General features: G+C 70.1%; 17 protein-coding genes. 12 read left to right on the forward strand and 5 right to left on the reverse strand.

Going from position 1 to position 20574, the window contains the following annotated elements; genetic code table 11:
- Positions 1-17 precede the first annotated feature (17 nt).
- The gene (locus B5557_RS21005) at positions 18-2042 is read left to right on the forward strand and encodes a fibronectin type III domain-containing protein (protein WP_107472618.1); all 2025 of its coding nucleotides are present in this window, start codon (positions 18-20) and stop codon (positions 2040-2042) included.
- 31 nt (positions 2043-2073) lie between these two features.
- Here B5557_RS21005 and B5557_RS21010 read toward each other — a convergent pair whose 3' ends face one another.
- The 5 genes from B5557_RS21010 to B5557_RS21030 form a co-directional block, all read right to left on the reverse strand.
- Positions 2074-3804, reverse strand: coding sequence for a type IV secretory system conjugative DNA transfer family protein (locus B5557_RS21010; protein ID WP_079660921.1), 1731 nt, complete (start codon positions 3802-3804; stop codon positions 2074-2076).
- Positions 3805-3850: 46 nt separating this feature from the next.
- The gene (locus B5557_RS46270; RefSeq protein WP_079660922.1) at positions 3851-5959 is read right to left on the reverse strand and encodes a peptidoglycan DD-metalloendopeptidase family protein; all 2109 of its coding nucleotides are present in this window, start codon (positions 5957-5959) and stop codon (positions 3851-3853) included.
- Positions 5960-5966: 7 nt separating this feature from the next.
- Positions 5967-6644, reverse strand: a complete 678-nt coding sequence (locus B5557_RS21020; RefSeq protein WP_079660923.1) for a hypothetical protein — start codon at positions 6642-6644, stop codon at positions 5967-5969.
- 259 nt (positions 6645-6903) lie between these two features.
- Positions 6904-7275 carry a DUF4913 domain-containing protein gene (locus B5557_RS21025; RefSeq protein WP_079660924.1) on the reverse strand — a complete coding sequence of 124 codons (372 nt, stop codon included), beginning with the start codon at positions 7273-7275 and terminating at the stop codon, positions 6904-6906.
- A gap of 37 nt (positions 7276-7312) precedes the next feature.
- Entirely contained in the window at positions 7313-7846 is a 534-nt protein-coding gene (locus B5557_RS21030) for a hypothetical protein (RefSeq protein WP_079660925.1), read from the reverse strand.
- A gap of 328 nt (positions 7847-8174) precedes the next feature.
- Here B5557_RS21030 and B5557_RS21035 point away from each other — a divergent pair, with 328 nt between their 5' ends.
- The 11 genes from B5557_RS21035 (at position 8175) to B5557_RS21085 (ending at position 20521) form a co-directional block, all read left to right on the forward strand.
- A complete protein-coding gene (locus B5557_RS21035; RefSeq protein ID WP_079660926.1) occupies positions 8175-9872 on the forward strand; it encodes a conjugal transfer protein in 1698 nt (565 codons plus the stop codon).
- A gap of 66 nt (positions 9873-9938) precedes the next feature.
- Positions 9939-10202, forward strand: coding sequence for a hypothetical protein (locus tag B5557_RS21040; protein ID WP_079660927.1), 264 nt, complete (start codon positions 9939-9941; stop codon positions 10200-10202).
- A gap of 64 nt (positions 10203-10266) precedes the next feature.
- Positions 10267-10752, forward strand: coding sequence for a hypothetical protein (locus tag B5557_RS21045; protein ID WP_079660928.1), 486 nt, complete (start codon positions 10267-10269; stop codon positions 10750-10752).
- 87 nt (positions 10753-10839) lie between these two features.
- Complete coding sequence (locus B5557_RS21050) at positions 10840-13833, forward strand: ATP-binding protein (RefSeq protein ID WP_079660929.1); 2994 nt, start codon at positions 10840-10842, stop codon at positions 13831-13833.
- Complete coding sequence (locus tag B5557_RS21055) at positions 13830-14588, forward strand: hypothetical protein (RefSeq protein ID WP_079660930.1); 759 nt, start codon at positions 13830-13832, stop codon at positions 14586-14588. Before B5557_RS21050 ends, B5557_RS21055 begins: the two co-directional genes overlap by 4 nt.
- Before the next feature lie 6 nt (positions 14589-14594).
- The gene (locus tag B5557_RS21060) at positions 14595-15188 is read left to right on the forward strand and encodes a hypothetical protein (protein ID WP_231976426.1); all 594 of its coding nucleotides are present in this window, start codon (positions 14595-14597) and stop codon (positions 15186-15188) included.
- A gap of 98 nt (positions 15189-15286) precedes the next feature.
- Positions 15287-17476 (forward strand): hypothetical protein, encoded by a 2190-nt coding sequence (locus B5557_RS21065; protein WP_173877710.1) that lies wholly within the window; start codon positions 15287-15289, stop codon positions 17474-17476.
- A gap of 40 nt (positions 17477-17516) precedes the next feature.
- Positions 17517-18146 (forward strand): hypothetical protein, encoded by a 630-nt coding sequence (locus B5557_RS21070; RefSeq protein WP_079660932.1) that lies wholly within the window; start codon positions 17517-17519, stop codon positions 18144-18146.
- Between the two features lie 106 nt (positions 18147-18252).
- The gene (locus B5557_RS43775; RefSeq protein WP_159424407.1) at positions 18253-18804 is read left to right on the forward strand and encodes a hypothetical protein; all 552 of its coding nucleotides are present in this window, start codon (positions 18253-18255) and stop codon (positions 18802-18804) included.
- Positions 18801-19874 (forward strand): hypothetical protein, encoded by a 1074-nt coding sequence (locus B5557_RS21080; protein ID WP_079660934.1) that lies wholly within the window; start codon positions 18801-18803, stop codon positions 19872-19874. The genes B5557_RS43775 and B5557_RS21080 overlap by 4 nt, the downstream gene beginning before the upstream one ends.
- On the forward strand, positions 19871-20521 hold the full coding sequence (locus B5557_RS21085) for a hypothetical protein (RefSeq protein WP_079660935.1): 651 nt from the start codon (positions 19871-19873) through the stop codon (positions 20519-20521). The genes B5557_RS21080 and B5557_RS21085 overlap by 4 nt, the downstream gene beginning before the upstream one ends.
- The last annotated feature ends 53 nt before the right edge of the window (positions 20522-20574 follow it).

The following is a 20574-nucleotide window of genomic DNA, read 5'->3' on the forward strand; positions in this document are numbered from 1 at the left end:
GTTCGACGAGAGGACCCATGCGCCCCGCCAAGAGCCCCGCCAGACTCGCCACGGCCGTCGTGCTCGCCACCACCGGCGGTCTCGTCACCACCGCCGTCGTCATCGCGCCGACCGCCTCGGCCGCGACGACCTGCGCCTCCCCGGTCTACGTACGCCAGATCTTCGCCAACACCACGTTCTCCGGCCCGGCGAGGCAGACGGGCTGCGATGCGGCGATCTCCGAGAACTGGGGCGCCAAGGCCCCCGCCTCCGGCCTGCCGTCCGACAACTTCGGCGTCCGGTGGACGGTGACAAGGGACTTCGGCTCGGGCGGGCCGTTCGTGTTCTCGGCCGCCGCGCGGGACGGGATCCGGGTCTACGTCGACGGCGTCCGCAAGGTCAGCCTCTGGAAGAACGGCACGGCGACGGTGAGTCAGGCCGTCAACGTGACCGTCCCGTCCGGCAGGCACACCCTCCGCGTCGACTACGTCAACTGGACGGGCGCCGCGAACGTCGGCTTCGGCTACACGCCCCGCACGTCGGCGACCGTGGACAAGGTGCGGCCGCTGGCGCCGACCGGCGCCGCCTGGGACCACACCCCGCACACCGGCGGCGGCGAGGCCGCGATCCTGCGCTGGGCCGCCAACAAGGAGATGGACCTCGCCGGTTACCGCGTCTACCGGCGCCCGCAGGCCGATGCCGCCTGGACCCGGGTCGGGGCGACCACACTCCGCACGTTCACCGACGTCCCCCCGTCGACCGGACAGTCCTACCTCTACCAGCTCCGCGCCTACGACAAGGCGGGCAACGAGTCGGCAGGCACCGCCGCCCTCGGCCCGGTCCCGACGCCGGACCTCACCGCGCCCGCCGCGCCGGTCCTGACGGTCACGCCCACCGTGGACTCCAACGACCTGTCCTGGACGGCCCCGGCGGACGTCGTCGCCTTCTCTATCTTCCGCAAGGAGACCTCGGGGACCGAGTGGACCGAGCACCCGGAGATCACCGACAGGAGCTGGAGGGACACCGGCGCGGTGTACGGACGGTCCTACGACTACAAGGTCGTCGGGTACGACGCCGCCTGGAACCACTCCGAGTCCGCCGTCGTCAGCGGCCGGCCCACCATCGCCCCGCCGCAGAACGTCACGGCCGCCACCCCGTCGTACGGCGCGGTGATCACCTGGACCGAGCCGGCCGGCGGCGACACCACCGCCTACACGGTCCTGCGCTCACCCGCCCCGGCGGACGGCACCCGGACCTGGACGGCCATCGACTGCCGCAGCCGTACGACGAGCACCGACGGCACCGGCGCCACGGTCCGCTCCTGCACCGACTACGACGGTGACCAGGGCGCGACCTACGCCTACGCGGTGCGCCGGAAGGACTCCTACGACCGCTGGTCGGTCCCCTCCCGGGAGATCCTCGTCACCCGTCCCGGCGACGAGATAGCACCCCCGGCCGTCACGAACCTGACCGCCCAGCCCCTGGAGTACGGCATCAAGCTCGACTGGGACCCGAGCCCGGTGGCCGATCTGAAGGAGTACTGGCTCTACGAGCAGCCGACGCGGTACGACGAGCCCCGGTACCTCGGCATCGTCGACGCGTCGAAGTCGGAGACCGTGCTGCGGACGCCGGCGAACGGCGAGGCGCGGCGGTTCGTCGTCGTCGGCGTCGACAACTACGGCAACGTCGCGACCTTCCACAACTGGGAGTGGAGCGAGCCCGTCGCCACGGTCGAGGTCACCGAACTCGACCTCGGGCCGACCACCCCGGCGCCCGAGGTCACGGCCTGCGACCTGAGCGCCTCGGCCGTCCGCACGGGCGGTGTCATGGTGGACCCCTACTGCTTCGGGGCGCGCTTCACCGAGGCCGACGGCTACCACGTCCACCGCTGGGACCGCAGCACGAACAGCTGGGTCCGCCTGACCGACTCGCCGGCGACAACCTCCTACTGGACCGACACCACCGCCCCCGCCGGGACCACCCTCTACTACCTGGTCTCGTTCACGGAGGCGGACGGCACGGAGGCGTTCACGAACGTCGCGGAGGCCGTGACCCCGGGGTGACCGGCGCGGTCGCGGCCAGGTCGGCGGCGGCTCAGCGCGCCCCCGGGTCGTACTTCCTCAGCGAGGCCTGGACCTCGGCCGCGTACGCGCCCTCCCACCACGGGACCGTCTCGACCAGCACCGGCTTGGTGCCGGAGGCGAGGACGAGGGCCCGGCCGGGGGGCATGGCGCCGAGGTCGGAGACCTGAAGGACACGCTCGCGGCGCGTGGACTCGCTGATCGCACGGGCGCCGGACCAGCCGCCGAACTCCGACTCCCGGCTGGTCTGGTACTCGCGCAGCTCGTATTCGCCGGCCAGTTCGCTCAGGTCGCCCAGGAAGCGGGTGTCGGAGACGCCGCCGCCGTACACGCGGACGTTCGCGGCGGACCACAGCTTCTCCATGCCGCGCTCGCCCCACACCTCGATGCCCTGCGCCCAGGACTGCAGGATCGTCATCAGGATGATGCCGCGCGAGCCGTAGTGGGAGTACAGGTCGGGCAGGGAACGCCAGCGGCAGACGTTGGCGGCCTCGTCGAGGACGCCGACGAGGGGCAGCGGGAGACGGCCGCCGCGCTGGGTGGTGGCGTACTCCTCGGCGGCCTCGACGACGGCGACGGTCAGCGCGGTCACGAGCGGCCCCGCGGAGTCGCGTCCCTCCCGGCTGAGCGAGTACAGGGTGCCGCCACTGCGGACGAACGCGTGCGGGTCGAACTGCCCCGCGTACTCGTCGGCGGGCGGTGTCACCCACCGGTTGACCTCCGGATTGACCAGGCAGGACGCCATCTGCTGGGCGACGCCGTAGATGCCGCTGCGCTGCTTGTCGGGGGCGTTGATCACGCCGGCCAGTCCGTCCGCGGGCATGGCGTGTCCGGCGCCGCGCAGGATCCGCTCCGGGGCGTCGTCCTTGGGGTTGGACAGCCAGGTGTAGATCTGCGTGATCGGCGCCTTGGCGCAGGCGGCGGCGAGCAGCAGGTTGGCGAGGAGGTCCTGGCCGGCCGGGTCGAAGAAGGCGTCGGTGGCGGCGTTCGCGTCACGCGAGCCGCTCGCGAAGTGGTCGGCCATCTTGCGGGCCTTGGCGACGTCGGTGACGTACGACAGGGGGTTCCACCACCAGCTGGGCTCCTCCTGCGCGAGCTGCTGCGGATCGAACACCCACACCGGTCCGCGCGCGGTGCGCGGGCCCCGGGTGGCGTCCACGATGTCCCGCTTGTTGGAGGTGACGAGGACGGCGCCGGGCCCGTCGAGGATGGCGGGGATGGCACGCCGGGTCGTCTTACCGGTCCGCGGCCCCCAGATGTCGACGTGCATGTCCTCGTACGACCCGTACAGCGGCTGCCGTCCCTTGACGGACCGTCCGATGAACACGCCGGGCGTGGACGACTGCACGCCGAGGCGCTCGGCGGTGGCGGCGGCGCCCTTCATGGTCAGCTTGCCGAGCTCCTCGCCCTGCGCGAGATGCTTGGCGGCGCCGTCCACGTCGGGCTTGTTCCGGAAGCGCTCGCGCACCCGGTACCCGGCCAGCGCGAGAATCCCGACGACCACGGCCTCCCCGGCCGCGACGGCACTGGCGGGCGAACCCGGCCAGCTGTAGTCGCCCTTGATCACCTCGACGAGGAACGTCAGCGGATTGGAGGCCGGCGCGGGCGCGTCGGCGTATCCGGCCCCGATCTTCGCCGCCAGCCAGGCCCCGGCGGCGACGACGAGCACGACCGCGACGGCGATGACGATCTCAAAGGTCCAGTCGTCCTCGGCGCGGGGCTTCTTCTTCTGTTCTGCGGTCACCCGCGGGTCCGTCCTTTCTGGACTTCTGGGGCTGTCTGAGGGGGGGTCAGGCGCCCGTCGCACTGCTCGTGCCGTCGCCCTCGACCGCGTTCGTGCCCTGCGGGATCGGGACGCGGTAGACGCCGGTGATCTCGGCCTGGTAGTCCCAGGTGCTGAACTCGACCGACTTGCCGGGACGCGGAGCATGGATGATCTTGTGGCCCTTGGCGTCCCAGACCAGGCCCACATGGCTCGACCTGCCGCCGCCTTCCGGCCCGAAGAAGATCACGTCACCGGGCTGGGCATCCGACAGATCCACCTTGTACTTGCTCAGGTAGGGCTGTTGCGAATACGTCGTACTGCCGATGTCGATCTTTCCGTCGCTGGCCATGTAGTACGCCCACTGCGTGAAGCTCGAACAGTCGAAGCTGGTGGGGTTCTGCCCCTGCAGGCGCGGCGCGCCATAAACGTACGGGGTGCCGATGCCGCGCTGGGCCCAGCCGAGGACGGCGCGGATCACCGGGTCGTCGGAGTCGGGGATGACGCCGGAGGCGCCGGCTCCGTCGGGCGCGACGGCCGCGCCGCCGTTGCCCTGGGCGCACTGGGCGTACTGGTCGTCCCTGCTCTGCTCCGCTGAACCGGGGACCGTGCCGTAGTCGGGGTTGGCGGTGACCCGGCCGTCCATCCAGGCCTTCGGGTCGACCATGCCGGGGCCCTGGTCCTGGCCGGCGACGAAGGGGTTGTCGACGCCAGGGATCCGGACCTCCCAGTGCAGGTGAGGTCCGGTGACGTTACCGGTCGCGCCGACCGTGCCGATCTGCTGGCCACGCTTGACGGTCTGCCCGACGGACACCTTGATCGAGGTCTGGTGTGCGTAGAGCGTGATGACGCCGTCCGCGTGCTGGATCTCCGTCTCGTTGCCGTACGAGCCGCCGGGGCCCGCGTGGACCACCTTGCCGTCGGCCGGGGCGTAGATGGGGGTCCCGGACGTCGCCACGAGGTCCAGGCCGGTGTGGTAGCCGAGGCTCCACATGCTGCCGTTCTGGTGGTACGGCGTGCCCAGCGAGTAGGTGCCCTCCTTCATGGGCCACTGCCAGTCCTTACCCCCTACCACGGTGGGCTGCTTGGCCTCGGGGAAGGCGACGGTCGTCACGCTCGCAGTGCTCGCCGGTCCCATGGTGTACGCGGCCGGCGCCATGGCGGTGGTGGTCTCGCCGTCGTCGTCCATGGGGGGCGTGGACCACGAACGGGCCGGGGACGAGGGGATGCTGAGGGCCTTGGCGGGCTGGGCGTCGTTGCCCACCGGCTCCGGGATGTCCGACTGCTGTCCGAGGGTCGGGAAGTCGGGGTTCTTCTCGATCGTCTCCTTCAGATGCGCGTACCAGCGCTCGATGAGGTCCTTGTCACCGGTGAGCACCCCGCGGTAGCGGGCGGCCTGGGTGAGGACGACCCGCGGGTAGATCGTGTTGGAGGCCGTGGAACCGGAGTAGTTCTGCAGCGCCTTGAAGGGCTCGGTCTCGGCCTTCTTGGCGTGCAGGAACTTGGCGGCCGCCCAGGCCGCGTCGTCGATGTTGTAGAGGTCCTTCTTGCCGTCGTCGTTGCCGTCGGAACCGTAGTCCGTCCAGGCCGGGGGGCCGAACTGCAGGATGCCCATGTAGCCGAGGGAGTTCTTGCCACCGGGTGCGGCCGACTTGTCCTGGCCGAACTTGGTCTCCTGGTACATCTGCCCGGCGATGAGCGTCCAGTCGAGGCCGTCGTAGTTGGCGGCGGCACGCATCGCGGCGAGGATCATCTTGGGCGGTATCTCGGCGCGGGCGGTCTCGCTCGGCATGTACATCTTGCCGGCCGGCATGATCGGGTTGGTGGCCGCGGCGTCACCGGTGTTACCCGCGTTGGCGTTGTTCGCGTAGTCGCCGCAGGCCGCGTTCGTCGCGCCGTTGCCGACGCCCCCGACCATGCTGCCGATGAGCAGCAGAACCAGGAAGACCACGGACGCGGCGGCCAGCCCGCCACCGCCGCCGATGATCATCCACCACTTGAAGCTCTTGTCCTTCTTCTTGCCGCCGTCGCCGTTCTGGCCTCCCCCGGACCCGGCCGCGAGCTTGCCCGCCTTCTTGGCTGACTTGGCGACCTTCGCGGCCTTCGCCGCGGCCGCGAGTACAGCGGGTGCCACCACGGCCGGTTCACTCCCCCGAGTCTTCGGAGGAGCCGACGTTGCCGAGTCCGAAGACGTCGAAGCCGGAGACCTCCCACCGAGTGCCGTCCTCCTTGACGGTCACCAGCCACTCGTTCTCCTCGGTCGAGGACTGCCCGCCGGAGGTGTGCGTGGTGGTGACCTTCACCAGGCTGGATATCGTCCTGCCGCTGCCGCGCACCACGTCGTCGGCTATCACCGCGTCGCGCTCCACGACCGCCGCGCCCTTGGACGAGCACTCCTGCGCCTGGCAGGTGGCCCACTCCTTGCCGGACGGCAGTACGGTCGCCTGCTTCATCTGTGTGTCGCCGGTGGTGAGTCCGAGCAACGGGGTGCTCCAGGCCGCCGCCTTGCTGGTGTGGTCGTAGGTGGTGAGCCCGGCCATGTACCTGGCCATGACGGCGTGGGCCTCGGCCACTTCGGAGGGCTCGACGATGGGGGTGGCACCGCCACTGGGCGCATCGGCGCCCGAGGACCCCGAAGACCCCGAGTCCGCGGCGGCGCCGTTGCGACCGCCGGAGGTGGCGGCCGGCGCCGCGTCCGTGCCGTCATCGCCGCCGTCGTCTCCGTCGAAGACGGTGAACACCGTCAGCACGAGAATCAGCAAAGCGCCGAGCACGACCAGAGGCAGCAGTACCGTGCGCTTGTTCTCGGCAGGCAACTCCACGTTCCCGCGCCTTCCTTGTGCTCAGCCGGTACGGCGGTCGACGGGTGACCGGGACACGGTAGGTGGCGGCAACAACGTGAGGTCTGGGGTTTTCCCGACGGGGAAAGGGGCGGGCGCCCCTCGGGAAAGGGCGGGAAAGCGGTCCGCCGTCAAGCCACAGCGGTCACTGCGTCCCAGCCCAGCGCACAGCAATGCCCCAGGTGGCCATGGGGAGAGCATGGTCGGCTTCGCACTCCGCTCACCGCGATTCCTCCTCCGCTCACCGCGATTCCTCCGGCCGCGGATCCACCGGCAGCGGGTCGAAGGGGTAGGCCGTGTGACCGTCCTTCGGCGAACAGGCGGCGAACGGGCCCGAGTCGGCGTCCATCAGGACCCGCAGGTGGGGATCCGCATGGTGCAGCCACCAGGTGGACATGCCGAGCGCCGGATCCTGGCGCAGGTGTTCCCAGGCCAGCCAGAGGGCGGAGAGGCGGGCGCCGGCCTCGGGGTGCTCCCACCATTTCGGGCACCAGGTGGCCGAGGAACCGTTGATGCGGCGGCGGATCAACTGGGCGAGGTAGTCGGAGACGAAGACGAAGACGTCCGCGAAGTAGAACTCCGGTTCCCTGGCGGGCTCTTCGGTGCCGCTCATCCTTGCCCCTGTCGGTCGGTCTGCGGTGGTCACGGGATCAGGTCAGGAAGATACCGAGCAGCAACACCACTGCCACGATCGCGCCCATGACGATGCGCGCCGTCGGATCCTCGCGTTCCCAAAGGTCGTGGACGACGCTCCAGCCGCTCATCCGCGCCGCACGGCCCCCCTGCAGTCGGGCGGTCAGGCTTTGCTGCTCCTCGTCGACGACCTCGTCGTCCGCCGACTGCGGCTCGGGATCCTCGTCGAACCCGACCGGCAGCCCCTGCTGCTCCTGGGCCACGAGAACCATCTGTTCGAGGAGTTCGGGAATCGTGTTCGGGGTCAGGGGATAGGCGAAGGTGCCGTACGGCGTCTCCACGCACAGGCGGGCCTGCCAGGGGTCGCCGGGTTCGTAACCGTCGACCCAGGCACGTTCGGCGTGGAACACCTGCGGTGCCTGGAAGGCCGCCGCGGCGACGGGGGCAGGGGTCTGCTGGACCGGCGGGGCCTGCTGGACCGGCGGGGCCTGCTGAGGGATCTCCCAGGTTGGCGGGTCGGGCTGCTGCGGGTTCCCGTTGTGGTCGGTCAACTCTCGTCCTTCGCCGGGTCCGTCGGGTCCAGGGGGTGCCGGGGCGGTGCCGGGCACGTCGGGCAGACATGCCCAGCGCATTGTGGGGCCGGCGCGGGTCGGCGCGGCACGGAGTCTTCCCGCCGTGTCCCTGACACTTTTCCCGACAGGTTTCCCCGAGGGACCCCGCCGGGAATTCACCGTCTCCCGGCGAGGAAAACGACACCGGTCCCGTGACGGGTCTTTGTCACACTGCCAGCGCACCTGGCTGGGCCAGGGCCCGTCGTGCGGTGCGGTCGTGAACCCGCCCAGGCGGACGGGGAACCGACTCGCTGGAGTAACCGACTCGATGACAGACCACAACAGCCCTGCTGGCGCGGTCGGCGGAGGCCAGCCTTCCGGGCAGCCCGGGTCCTTCGGTCCTTCCCAGCAGCCACCGCAACAGGCGTGGCAGGGACAAGGGCAGCAGGCCCCTGCCCCGCAGCCCGCCGCCCCGCAGGCTTCCCAGCCCCAGCCCCAGCAGCTCCCCTCCGACGCGGCCCGCGCACAGGTCGCCGCCGCCTGGGTGCGCAACACGCCCCGGGCCGGCCAGGCCGTCGTACCGTCGCTGCCGCCGCGGGAGACCCGCCCCCAGGGCGAGTCGAAGAAGGAGAAGCGCGAGCGGGAGCGGGCGGCGCGCAAGGCGGCGTACGAGCAGAAGAAGGCGGAGAAGGAGCAGCGCAAGCGGGGCGGTACGGCGACGGCTGCGGCCCCCGCGCCCGTCGCGCCGACCGCGGCTGCCCAGCACATCGCCCCTACCGCCACCGCGTCGGCGCCCCAGGCCCCCGTCGCCGGTGCCCCGACGCTTTCGCTCAGGCCCACGGCAGGCGCTCCCGCGCACACCGCCACCTCGGCCGGTGTCACCGCCCCCGCGCACACCGCCCCGAAGCCCAGCCCCGACCGTGACTTCGTCGTCCCGAAGCCCGGCGGCCGGATCCCCACCGGCGGACGCCGCACGCACGTCGCGCTCCGCGCCACCCTGCTGATCACCACGTGCGTGTTCGCACTGGGCTCCTGCGGTGTGATGGGACTCGTGGTCGGCAAGTCGTCCGGTGCCACCACCGCCGGACTGGACGAGGCGGACGCCACCCGCTATCGCCTCACCGAGTTCCCCACCGAGCAGGCGGCGGCCTTCGCGGAGCAGTACGCACAGCTCTGCATGACGTTCTCCCCGGACACCTCGTCCACCCGCCGGACCGACCTCGCCCGCTACGCCTCCGCCGGCGTCGACCCCGAGTGCGGCTGGAGCGGCGAGGGCACCAGCAAGGCCGTCTCGGCCACCTGGGACGGAACTGCGGAGAGGCTTCCCGAGTTCGGTGACCACGGCCGGTACATCGGCGTTCAGGTCCGGACGGACGACGGCACGCTCACCACGCTCACCGTCCCGGTGTACGTGCAGAACCTCAAGACGGGCGAGGGCATGCGCGTCGCCGGCGACGTCGGCCAGATGCCGTTGCCCGCGCGTGCGGACGTGCCGGAGCTCGACCAGCGCGACGAGGTCGTGGACGACACGCTCTCCACTCAGCTCCAGCAGAAGGTGCTGCCGGGCTACTTCGAGGCCTGGGGCGCCTCCGACGCGACCGCGATGTCCCGCTTCATCACACCCGACGCGACCCTGACAGCCACGACCGGTCTTGCCGGGCGCATGACGAAGCCGCAGGTCGGCACGGTCGTCGCGCTCGTCCCGGCGAGGGTCCAGGGCACCGACCCGTACGCCTACAGCGCCGGACAGGCGGTCCAGGTGCGCGTGGTCGTCGACTGGAGCGACGCGAAGGGCGTCGCCGTCAGCCGCGCGTACCGGATGACGATCGTGAACACGGCCCAGGGCTGGTTCGTCAAGGACATCCGGGGCGGCGTCCTCGACGAGCAGGGCGGCCGGGCCGACAGCGACGAGACCGACAGCGACGCCGCGACGGGGAGTGCCTCCCCGTCCGCCCCGGCCTCCCCGTCCGCCTCCCGCTCGACGACCCCCCAGGCGCCCAAGAGCAAGCAGCCCGGCAAGCCCTGACCGGCACCGCACCGCCGTCACCCCCCGCGCCACCTACCACCGCTCCACCACCCGAGAGGAATCACCATGTACCTGGCAGCCGGTACGACACTGGACGAGATGTTCGGGCAGATCGAGACCATCCTCCGCAACGCGGGCACCATGGTCGCCGTCATCGCCCTGCTCATCCTCGGCATCCGCATGCTGATGTCGATGAAGCGCGGAGACGGCATGCGCGAGGCCTTCCAGGGCTTCGGCATGATCGCGCTCGCCGCCCTGATCATCGGTGGCGCCGGCGGCCTCGCCGGCGTACTGATCGGCCTCGGCAGCCAGATCGGCGGCGGCAACTGACCCACCGTCCGGGCCTTGCCCGACGGTCCGTCAGTAGCCGTCCCTACCAGGGGAGTTCGCAAGCATGAGCCAGGAGGCACCGCCGGAGCCGCTGGTCGCGTACGACCACACCGATCTGGTCAACCGCCCCAAGCGGATCTGGAACTGGGGCAACATCCCGCTGCCGGGCCTGCTGCTGCCCGCACTGGGCGCGGCCTTCGGCTTCGGGCTGATCTGGCTCATCGCGCTGTTCACGATGTCGGCGTTCCTGCCGTTCCTCGGGATGTCGATGTGGACGTCGATCCTCTACTTCGGGCCGCCGTTCGCCGTCTACTTCGTCTGGGGACGGCCGCTGCCCTCGGCGCTCACGCTGAGCCAGCAGCTCGTGGTGTGGACCGACTGGTGGTTCCAGCCCAAACGCCTGCAGGGCCTCGCCGCCGACCAGGAGCCCGAAGAGCTGCACTGGCAGGTCATCCTCTTCACCCCCGGCTCGCCGCGCTGGCAGGCCCGCTACGACGCCGCGCGCCGGACCGCCGCCGCACGCGGCAGCGCCTTCTCCACCTACCGCTGACCCCTACCTCTCCTACCTCTCCTCCCTCACCTCTCCTCCCTCACGTCCTTCACGTCCTTCACGTCGACCACCGCAGGTGACTCCTCCATGTTCATGCTGATCCTTCTGGGCGGGGCGGCCGCCTTCTTCGTGGTCGCCATGATCATGGCCGCCTCGTCGAGCAAGAAGAACGGTCAGGGCGGCCAGGGCGGCTCCAGGCAGTCGTCCTCCTCCCGCTCCAGGCCGTCCGGCTCCTCGGCGTCCGCCCGCCGCGAGGACCTCCGTCTCCCCTACCGCTACGCCGACGACATGATCTTCGTGCACGGCGACTCGGTGTGGACGGGCATGGTCCTGCCCAACGCCATCGACGAGTACCTGAACGCCGGCGAGCTCCAGGCGATGGCCGAGGGTCCGGCCCGCGGTCTGCTCAACCTGGCCCGCGGCGACCGCAACGTCGAGTGCCACTACCGCAAGGTCTACCAGCCGATCACCGCGCTGACCTGGGCGGAGGAGCTGAACGCGATCGCCTGGGAGCCCACCGAGAACTACAAGGCGTACAACCTGCGCAAGGCCGAGTACCAGGAGCGCATCGGCGCCAAGCGGGAGCGCAACATCCTGCTGGTGAAGCTGGGTTCGCTGAAGCGGACCAGCGGCGGCACCGGTGTCCTGGCGCAGGACGACGAGCCGTACGACGAGCCCGGCCTCCTCCAGGGCGTGCGTGGCGCCGCCGACCAGGCCGCCGCCACCGCGACCGGCGTCGCCGACGAGTACCTCTCCCCGCACGTCCTCGCCGAGTGGACGCAGACGGCCGTCGAGGTTCACGAGAGCCTGGAGGGCCTCAAGGGCACCCCGCTCAGCCGCGAGGAGCTCGTCTGGCTGATCCGCAAGCCGCTCCACGGCGACCTGCCGGTCCCGCCGGAGCCGGTGCTCGGCTCGCGCGCCTGGGGTCCCAACCAGTTCGACCTGGTCGTCGACTTCTCCGGCGAGAACCGCAAGACGCACATCGTCCTGCACCAGTACGACGAGGTGACGGGCGAGCAGCAGACCAGCTACACCACGACACTCGTGGCCGCCAACTGGCCCGCGGAGACCCGCTTCCGCCAGTCGACGGCCTGGGCGCGCTACGCCGCCCAGCACGTGGACTTCCCCGTCGAGATCGACATGCGGTTCACGCTCATCCCGTACCTGAAGTTCAAGGACCGCGCCGACAAGATCCGCGGCAACCTCGTCGACGAGATGAACGACATGGCCAACTCCGGCCGCAGCCCCGACACCAAGCTGGCCACCCAGGTCACCCGCGCCCAGGAGCTCGTCGACGACATCGAAGAGCACAAGATGCCGGGCATGGAGGCGCAGATCCGCTTCACGATCTCGGCTCACGACGTGAAGGAGCTGGAGCGCCGGCGCCGCGTCCTGGAGATGCAGTTCAAGCAGGACCTGAAGGTCACGCTGCTGCGCCCGACCCGCCAGCAGTGGCGGCTGCTCCAGTCCCAACTTCCGGGCGACGCACCCAAGTTGCCGATCGCGCCGTATCTCCGTCTCCAGGAGGTAGAGCAGCTCGGCGCCGGACTTCCCACGGCCGGAACGGAGCTGGGCGACAACCCCGAGCAGCGGTCGGGCAAGCGGCTCGGCTGGGTCGGCAACCTGGTCGGCTGGGCGGGCAAGATGCCGGTCCACTACTCGCTCCACGTCGGTCCGGCCCGCAACGACGGCGGTGGCCTGGCCATCGTCGGCGCGTCCGGCGGCGGCAAGTCGTCGCTGGCCCTGCAGAAGTTCTACGAGGAGTCGGAGTCGGGCGTCCGCTGCCTGGTCATCGACCCGAAGACCGACTTCGCCCAGATGTGCTACTACCTGGCCTTCGGCGCCCAGGTGAACGACCCGGCCTTCGCGGGCGACGCGGAACAGGGCCTCCTCGGCACCCCGCAGAGCCGGTTCCAGCCCGTGAACCCGGAGTTCTGGGCGGAGACGGAGGTCGTCGACCTCCTGAAGGGGCAGGCGGGCGTCCTCGACCCGTGGGTCATCGCCCGCGACGTCCCCGCCGGCCGCCTCCTCGCCGAGTCCATGCTCCGCGGCTTCCTCGGCGACGAGGACTACCAGCGCGTTCGCCTCCCCGTCATCGAGGGCATGGCGACCGTCATCGGCCGCTACAACTCCGCGATCCGCCAGGCCGTCGAGCAGGGCTACACCGCCCGCGACGCCGAACTCGCCGTCCCCCGCCCCACGTTGTGGCAGGTCGTCGACGAGGTCGTCGCGGCGTACGACCACGCGGTGGCCAGCGGCGACCGCGAGGCGATCAAGGACCTGAAGCTCGCGCAGATGCTCCTCACCGAGCTGCGCACCCTCCCCTACGCCCGGCTCGCCTTCGCCGAGCACCCGCAGCCCCTCTCCAGCATGCGCAAGCGCCGCACCGTCATCACCCTGCGCGGCTTCCAGTCGCCGGCGGCCTCCGACCCGCGCAACTGGAACCCGGCGGAACGCCTCGCGGCGACAGCCCTGATGGCGGTCGTGGAACTGGGCAGCCAGATGCTCGACGTCGGCTACGAGAAGAACCCGGTGACCGGCGAGATCGGCCTGCGCCCCAAGGCGCTCTTCGTCGACGAGGCGTACGTCGTCACGGCGACCGAGTCCGGCCGCGACCTGATGCGCCGCGCGCTGAAGCAGGGCCGCTCCTACCTCGCGGTCACCGTCCTGATCACCCAGCAGGCCATCGACCTCGTCCAGATCGAGGACTCCGAGGCCCGCAGCGGCGGCGCCAACCAGATCCACACCGTCTTCGCCTTCAAGCAGAAGTCGGCGCAGGAAGCCTCCCTGGTGGCCCCGCTCCTGGGCCGCCCGGAGAACGACCCGAAGGTCATCGCCGCCCTGCAGGAACTCCGCACGGGCGTCTGCCTCCAGCGCGACGCGGACAAGCGCGTCGGCACGGTCGCCGTCGACCTGGTCTTCAAGGAGATCCTCGCCGCCACCGACACCAACGGCACCACCCGCCCGGCCCGCCAGGGCATCAACCCCCCGCTGAGCGTCTGGGACTGGACGTTCCTGCAGGAGGCGGAGGAGGACCCGGCGGCCTCCCAGCCCGCCACGCAGGAATCGGCCGCCGTATGACCCCGCCCGACCCCACCTCGTCCCCGGAGGCCCGTCCCCCCATGTCCCTGCCCAAGCCCCTGACCAAGCCCCTGACCAAGCCCCTGACCACGGGCATCGTCTCCCTGGCCCTGCTCACCGCCTTGACCGGGTGCGGGTCCGACTCCGACTCCGGCTCCGGTTCGGACGGCAAGGGTTCAGCCACCTCCTCCTCCGCCGCCTCCGGATCGGGCTCGGACTCCGCGTCCAAGAGCCTTCCCAGCGCCAAGACGCTGAGAGACGTCCAGGAGTTCATCTCCGGCGCGGGGCTCCCGTGCAACAACCTCACCGAGGACGAGAGCGCGAACGGCACACCCGCAGAGGGATTTCTCGGCCCCTCGGACGAGGACGACACCGAGGCCCAAGCAGCCGAGAAGGACGCCTGGGGGATCAGGAAGTCCGGCTTCTGCGGAGAAACCCGGTCCGACATCGGCGGCTGGGTCATCTACCTGCTTGGCGACATGAAGGCGTTCCAGGAGAACTACCGCAAGCAGGCCCAGGAGTTGGCAAAAGAGGGGGGTTGGACCGGCTCGTTGACATACGGGCGGTTCTTCGTCGGCGCTGACTTCATCATCGACCCAACGAACGTGCAGACGAGCAAGACCCTGCTCGAAGCCGGGATGTTGGTGGAGAACTGCGACCCCAAGTTCAAGGTTCCCGAGGGATACGTCAAGAAGGACGCGCAGGCGAGCGGCTGCGTGCTGACCAACTACCTCCTCGATCCCCTGGACCAGTAGGCAGACATGAAACTCGGGAAAGCACTCACCATCGGTGTCACACTCGTCGCGTTCACGGCGGCCGCAGGGTGCGGAAGCAACGACGACAAGGGCGAGAACAGCGGGAGCGAAAGCCCGACCGCCAGTTCTTCCGGCAGCACCGGGCAGGACGCGGGCGGCGGCCTGCCCAAGGCGGCGGACCTGGCGTCCATCGCGTACTACGTGAACAAGCACACCCCCTGCCTGGACCTCAAGACGGGCGCCGACTACGACGCCAACCACGACGGCGACAAGACCGCGTGGGGCGCCGACGAGGCGGCGGACCCGTCCTGGGGCATCAAGGAACGGGGCGTGTGCAGCGACGGATCCAATGACCCCGTCGCCCTCCTGTCCGTGGCGGACATGAAGAAGTTCCAGACCGCGGCCAAAGCGCACAACGAGAAATTCCTGGTCGGCCAGGACTTCGCGGTCATTCCGGTCGGAAGCCAGGCGATCCAGGAACTGCAGAAGTCCGAGCTCCTGTTCCTGACCTGCGATCCGGACTTCTCGGCACCGAGCGGTTTCCAGAAGTCTCCGGGCCTGGTCGACGGCTGTGTGCTGAGCAACTACTTCGGCGACTGAACCCGCACATCGAGCACCTCAACCTTGCCCACGCGTACCCCGAAGGAAGACAGATGCATCCGCGCAACGCACTGAGCCGTCGAATACGGAAAGCCGGTGTGGCCGCCCGTGCCGGCCTCTTCGTGGTGCTGGCGCTGATCGCCCTCACCCTGGCCGCGCCGAGTTCGGCGTACGCGGACTTCTCCTGCAACTTCACCGGCGACGAGAGCTACCACATGGACTCGCCGGGCAGTAACGGCGAGGGCATCATGCCCGCTGTCGTGCAGTGGGAGGACGGCGGCGGCTCCAAGAACCTCGGCGACGAGAAGGGCACGGTCAAGGGCGCCTTCAAGGTGGAGAAGGGCGAGGCCCAGCGCTACACCCTGTATGAGTTGAACGGCATGCGAGGCCTGAACTGGTCCATGACCTTCAAGGGCAGGGGCAACGCCGCCGAGAAGAACGGCACGTGGGGCAGCGGAGCCGATTCCTGCAAGGTCATGGCCTACGTCAACAACGGGATCGCGGACGCCGTCTTCTACGGCACCAAGGTGCTCACCCGGTTCTCCATCTCCATCAAGGAGATGGCCTCCAACCCGAGCCCCTTCTCGGGCCTCTACACCGGCCGCGACAACGTGGTGACGACCCTCCGTGACAACGTCCTGAAGCCCGCCCTCACGGTCATGATCCTGCTGGTCGGCCTCTGGGTGTTCACCAAGTGGCGGAAGGGGGACATGCGTGAGGTGTGGGCGGGAGTCTCCTGGACCGCTCTGACCGTGATCGCGGTGATGGCCTTCCTCACCGGCAACAACTACGACAGGGTCGTACAGAGTTCGGACGAATGGATCGCCAGCGCCAACTCCGCACTCAGCTCGACCGTACTCGCGGGCGTCTCGGGCAAGATGCAGAGCCCCTGCGATCTGCCCAACAACGGCAAAGGCCTGCCCGGAGAGGTAGGTCTCCGGTTGTCGAGCTGCGCCATGTACGACACCCTCGCCTTCCGCCCCTGGGCCATGGGCCAGTTCGGCGATGTGGGCGCGAACTGCGTCTTCAGGAAAGACAGCAACGGAAAGGTCTCCGGCACGGACGGGACCTGCACTTTCAGCAGTGACACCAAATACGACTGCTACTGGGGCGAGAAAGGCACGCCCCGCTGCGGGGACCTCCGCGTGCGCCAAGCGGTCGCCCAGTCCTGGACCAACGTCGATGACCAACGCGGGGACGACAAGCCGAACGGAGACAAGTTCGGGGATTGGGAAACCATCCGTATCGAGATCGCCGGCGGCGAGGATGTACCGGACAAGAAGCTCTACCCGGTCGCCTTCAACGACTGGGCCGGCAAGAACGCCACCGACCGGGTGGGCATCGCCTTCTACTCCCTCGTGGCCGCCTTCATCGTCGGCGTGATGGTCCTCGCGCTCAGCGCGCTCACCCTCCTGTGGCACGCAGTCACACTGATCCTGATCATGCTGTTGCCGCTGGTCGCCACGCTCGGCATCCACCCCTCCCAGCAGAAGCTGCTGAAGAGCTGGCTGGAGACGTTCATCCACAGCTTCGTGCTGCGCGCCGGCTTCGGCGTGATCCTGACCGTCCTGCTCGTCCTCTACCAGATGATCCTGCCCGCGCAGATCGCCCTCGGCACCCAGCTGCTCATGCTGCTGCTGGTCACCGTCGCCGTCGTGATGATGCTGAAGAAGCTCCTCGCCGGGAACTTCACCCCGCAGGTCGCGGGCGGCGAGGACACCCTCGGCATCCGGGACGGCGCGAACGCCACCTTCGACAAGGCCGCCGCCATGGCCCCGGGCCTCGCCATCGGCTCGGCCCGCGCCAGCGGCCGCGTCGCGAGCACCACCGCCAAGGGCACGGGCCGCGCGGCCGGCAGCACGCTGCGCGGCGGCGCCTGGGCGGTGGACAAGTTCGCCAACAAGGGCCGGGGCCGCGCCGCACTGCAGAAGCGAGGCTGGCTCGGCCAGTCCAAGCAGGAGCAGCGGCAGACCGCGTACCGGTCGGCGGAGGGGGCACGCGAGGCCCAGGAGGCGAGGAACCGCCCGCCGGAGGAGCAGGAGGCCCAGTCGCCTCCCACCCCCAGGCGCGGCCGCCGGGTCAGCGACTCGGGTGCCAAGCAGGCCCCGCAGCAGTCCACGCCGCCGACCGAGTCCCGCCCGGCTCCCGCGCCGCAGTCGCAGCCGTCGGCGCCACGCCCCCGGCCCGCACCGGCCGAGGCACCGCCGGCGCCGCGGCAGCAGACGCCCCCCGTGGCCCCGGCGCCCCCGCCGCCCCGGGACCCGCGTGGCCCCAGCGGCCGCGTCTGACCCCGCCCCCTGCCCGTAAGCAGCATCAGAGGAGCCACCCATGCCCGTCCTGACCGCCGACCGCACCCCCGACCAGTTGGTCGCGGAACTGGAGCGGCTCGTCGAGGTGGACTGGCCCACGGTGTGGGCGGGGGTGCCGGACGACGAGGAGAAGCGCTCGCACTGGTGCGCGGGGTTCGGCTGGCGACCGCTGTGGTTCGAGGCGGGCCAGTGGGTCCGTACGGCCCAGGGCGCCCGCCTCCACCTCGCCTCGGTGGCTCCCGCCCGCCCGGTGACCCGCGTCGAGCACGCCCTGTGGTCGGTCCGGGCGGGCGCGGCGGCGGAGAACGAGTCCCTGATGGCGCTCGCCGCCGCCAAGTGGCCTGCGTACGTCACCGCCGTCCAGGCGGTGCTGAGCGTGCCCACCTGGTCCGGTGACTGGGACACGGCAGGCTTCCCCGACTCCCCGGGACGCGGGTACTGGCGGGACGCGGAGTGGCGAGGGGTCCACCGCGACCCCTACCGGCTGGCGGTGTGGTCCTTCCGTACGCCGGGAGCACCGCTGTTCGTGCTCAAGGCGAACCTGGCGGCGGGTACGGCGGCGGGTTGGGGCCCGGGCAGTGCGACGATCTCCCTCGCCTGCCACGGGCCGGCCGACGCCGAGGACGACGGCCCCGGCTGGCTGTTGTGACGACTGTGCCGACCACCGAGACGAGAGACTGATCATGGGCCTCACTTCTGGACCTCAGGACCGCACCCCGCAGGAGCTGGTCACCGAGCTACGCGGACTGGCCGACGTGGACTGGCCGACCGTATGGTCCGGCCCGCCCTACCCGGGTAAGGGCCTGGACATGTGGTGCGCGCAGTTCAACTGGGTGCCGACCAGTTTTGAGCGAGTGCTCCAGGTGCGTACCGACAGCGGCGGCACGTTCACCCTCAACAACCTCGCCGGCAGTTGGGCCCCGGTGACCCACGTCAGCCACTGGGTTTGGGGCGCCGGGGCCGAGACGGCTGACGACAACCCTGCAGTACTGGCAGCAGCGGCACGTACGTGGCCGGTGTACCTGGCTGCTGCCTGCGCTGTGCTGGGGGAACCGACTTGGGAAGGTGCCTGGGATGCCGATGACTTCCCCGAGAACCTCGGCAGTCACGATGTCGGATCACGCGACTTCCGACTCACGCACAAGGATCCACATCGGCTCGCCTACTGGCTGGGGACGGAGAGCACCAGCCCGATGATCGTCATGGAGATCAGCCTGGCCGCGGGCACCGCACAGGACCTCTTTGACGGGGCCGCAAATCTGTCCCTGAAGTTCTATCCGCACCCTGTTGAGATCGGAGACCTGTGAGCGCTCCCCTGATACCCCAGGAGGTCGAGAACCTCGCGATCCAACTCGCCAACGAAGAGGCCGGGCGGGCCGCGGAGGCGAGATCACGGGAAGGCGCGACCGCCATAGTCCTCCGCCTCAAAACGGAGGCGGCCGCCGCAGGCATGCCCGTCAAGGAATACATCGACGCCCTGACCAGGGACCCGGAGGGAGTCACCCCTCCGGAAGGCACCAGCCCCACCAGCGCCTTCTGGTCGCACGGCACCAATCACCCGAAAGCCCCGGCGAACTGGAAGGGCGACCACGTCCTCGACAACCGGTACGTCGCCGAGGCCTGGGCACGCATCGAGAATGACCGCGACGCGGGTTCGGCGCGAACCCTCGAAACGACGGAGGGCGGCCGCCGACTGAACGAGATGTACCTCTTCGAGGACGCGGTACGCCAGGCTCTCGGTGGCGACGAGAAGGGCTTCACATACGAGTGGGCCCGCGACTGCTGGGGCAGCATCTCCCAGACCTACGCCGAGGCCTCCCAAGGCCCTGTCGTCGTGTTCGCCGAGACCGCCCACACCCGCTCGATCCTGTACAACCGCGAGCTCCCGACCCTCCAGACCAACCCGAACGTCGGCCTCGACAACATCCACTTCGCCTACGCGGCGCCCCTGGACTGGCCGACGGAGGCACGGGCCGAGATCGGCACCAACACGGTACGCGCTCAGGTGCAGGTCGACGACCCCACCCTCCCTCACTACGTCGACCCGGCCGCGTACCCCACGCAGGACCCCATCGCGCGTAAGGCAGCCGTGGCCGCCGAATGCGCGTCGGTGACAGCCGAACGCACCGAACGAGCTGCGGAGAAAGCCGGCACCGCCTCCAGCGCGACAGAGCCGAAGGCCCCGGAAGCCGAGACACCCGCAGTGGAAGCCCCGGCACAGCCCGAGAAGCCGACGGCCGCCGTGCCTGTGTGGCAGATGGGCTTCAAACCCACCCCCGTCAAGCTCGAAGCAGATTCCTCTGGCCCCTCCGTCGAGTCGGTGGCCCCGCCCGAGCCCTCTCTCGGAAAACAAGCCACAGGCACGGGGTTGGGATGAACACGAGAGGCAAGACCGCGCGGCGAGACACGCCCCCGCCGCCCAAGAACCTGGCCCAGACACTCCGCCGTCTCCTCCACCAGGACGAAAACGACCCCTGGGCGGTCAAGCTCCTTCCGCGGATCGTCTTCGGCCTCGCCGCCGCCTACACCCTCTTCGCCATAGCCTCCGAGAGCGGCTCCGGCTTCGTCACGGTCTGCGCCCTGATCCTCGTCGGCGCGGTGGTCTGGCTGCTCCGCCGCCGCACACAGCTCCTCCTGGGCCTCGGCTCGACCATCCTCTCCGCCGCGTTCACCGGCTACTTCTCCGCGGTGGGGGACTCCGTCCGCGCGTCCACCAGTGCGACCGTCACCGGCCAGGCCGCCTTCGGCTACTGGGCCCTCGCCGGCATGGCCCTCCTCGGCGCGTGGATGGTGAAGGATCACCCGGGCCGACGCGGCGTCACCGTGCTCCTCGCGGATGTGATCCTCGTCATCGCATCCGTCGTCGGGATGTTCCTGCCAGAAGCAGGCGTACCGGTCGGTTTCCTCGCCGTGATCGCGGTCCTGGCGCTGCGCGGAAGCACCGCGAAAGCGGTTGTGGCCCGTTCCCGCCGGGCACTCGGCCGCCTGCGGCCGCACAAAGCCACTGACCCGACGGACAGTTGAGGCTCGTGTGAACTTTTCGTCTCGTCACTGTGCCAGATCGGCACATGCTTTGC

The sequence above is a fragment of the Streptomyces sp. 3214.6 genome (genome assembly GCF_900129855.1).
Lineage (GTDB): Bacteria > Actinomycetota > Actinomycetes > Streptomycetales > Streptomycetaceae > Streptomyces > Streptomyces soliscabiei.

Excerpts from the sequence above, each read along its gene's own strand:
- B5557_RS21005 (WP_107472618.1), top strand. The coding sequence starts at position 18 with ATGCGCCCCGCCAAGAGCCCCGCCAGACTCGCCACGGCCGTCGTGCTC.
- B5557_RS21060 (WP_231976426.1), top strand. The coding sequence starts at position 14,595 with ATGAAACTCGGGAAAGCACTCACCATCGGTGTCACACTCGTCGCGTTC.
- B5557_RS21085 (WP_079660935.1), top strand. The coding sequence starts at position 19,871 with ATGAACACGAGAGGCAAGACCGCGCGGCGAGACACGCCCCCGCCGCCC.
- B5557_RS21050 (WP_079660929.1), top strand. The coding sequence starts at position 10,840 with ATGTTCATGCTGATCCTTCTGGGCGGGGCGGCCGCCTTCTTCGTGGTC.
- B5557_RS21055 (WP_079660930.1), top strand. The coding sequence starts at position 13,830 with ATGACCCCGCCCGACCCCACCTCGTCCCCGGAGGCCCGTCCCCCCATG.
- B5557_RS21070 (WP_079660932.1), top strand. The coding sequence starts at position 17,517 with ATGCCCGTCCTGACCGCCGACCGCACCCCCGACCAGTTGGTCGCGGAA.
- B5557_RS21040 (WP_079660927.1), top strand. The coding sequence starts at position 9,939 with ATGTACCTGGCAGCCGGTACGACACTGGACGAGATGTTCGGGCAGATC.
- B5557_RS21035 (WP_079660926.1), top strand. The coding sequence starts at position 8,175 with ATGACAGACCACAACAGCCCTGCTGGCGCGGTCGGCGGAGGCCAGCCT.
- B5557_RS21045 (WP_079660928.1), top strand. The coding sequence starts at position 10,267 with ATGAGCCAGGAGGCACCGCCGGAGCCGCTGGTCGCGTACGACCACACC.
- B5557_RS21025 (WP_079660924.1), bottom strand. The coding sequence starts at position 7,275 with ATGAGCGGCACCGAAGAGCCCGCCAGGGAACCGGAGTTCTACTTCGCG.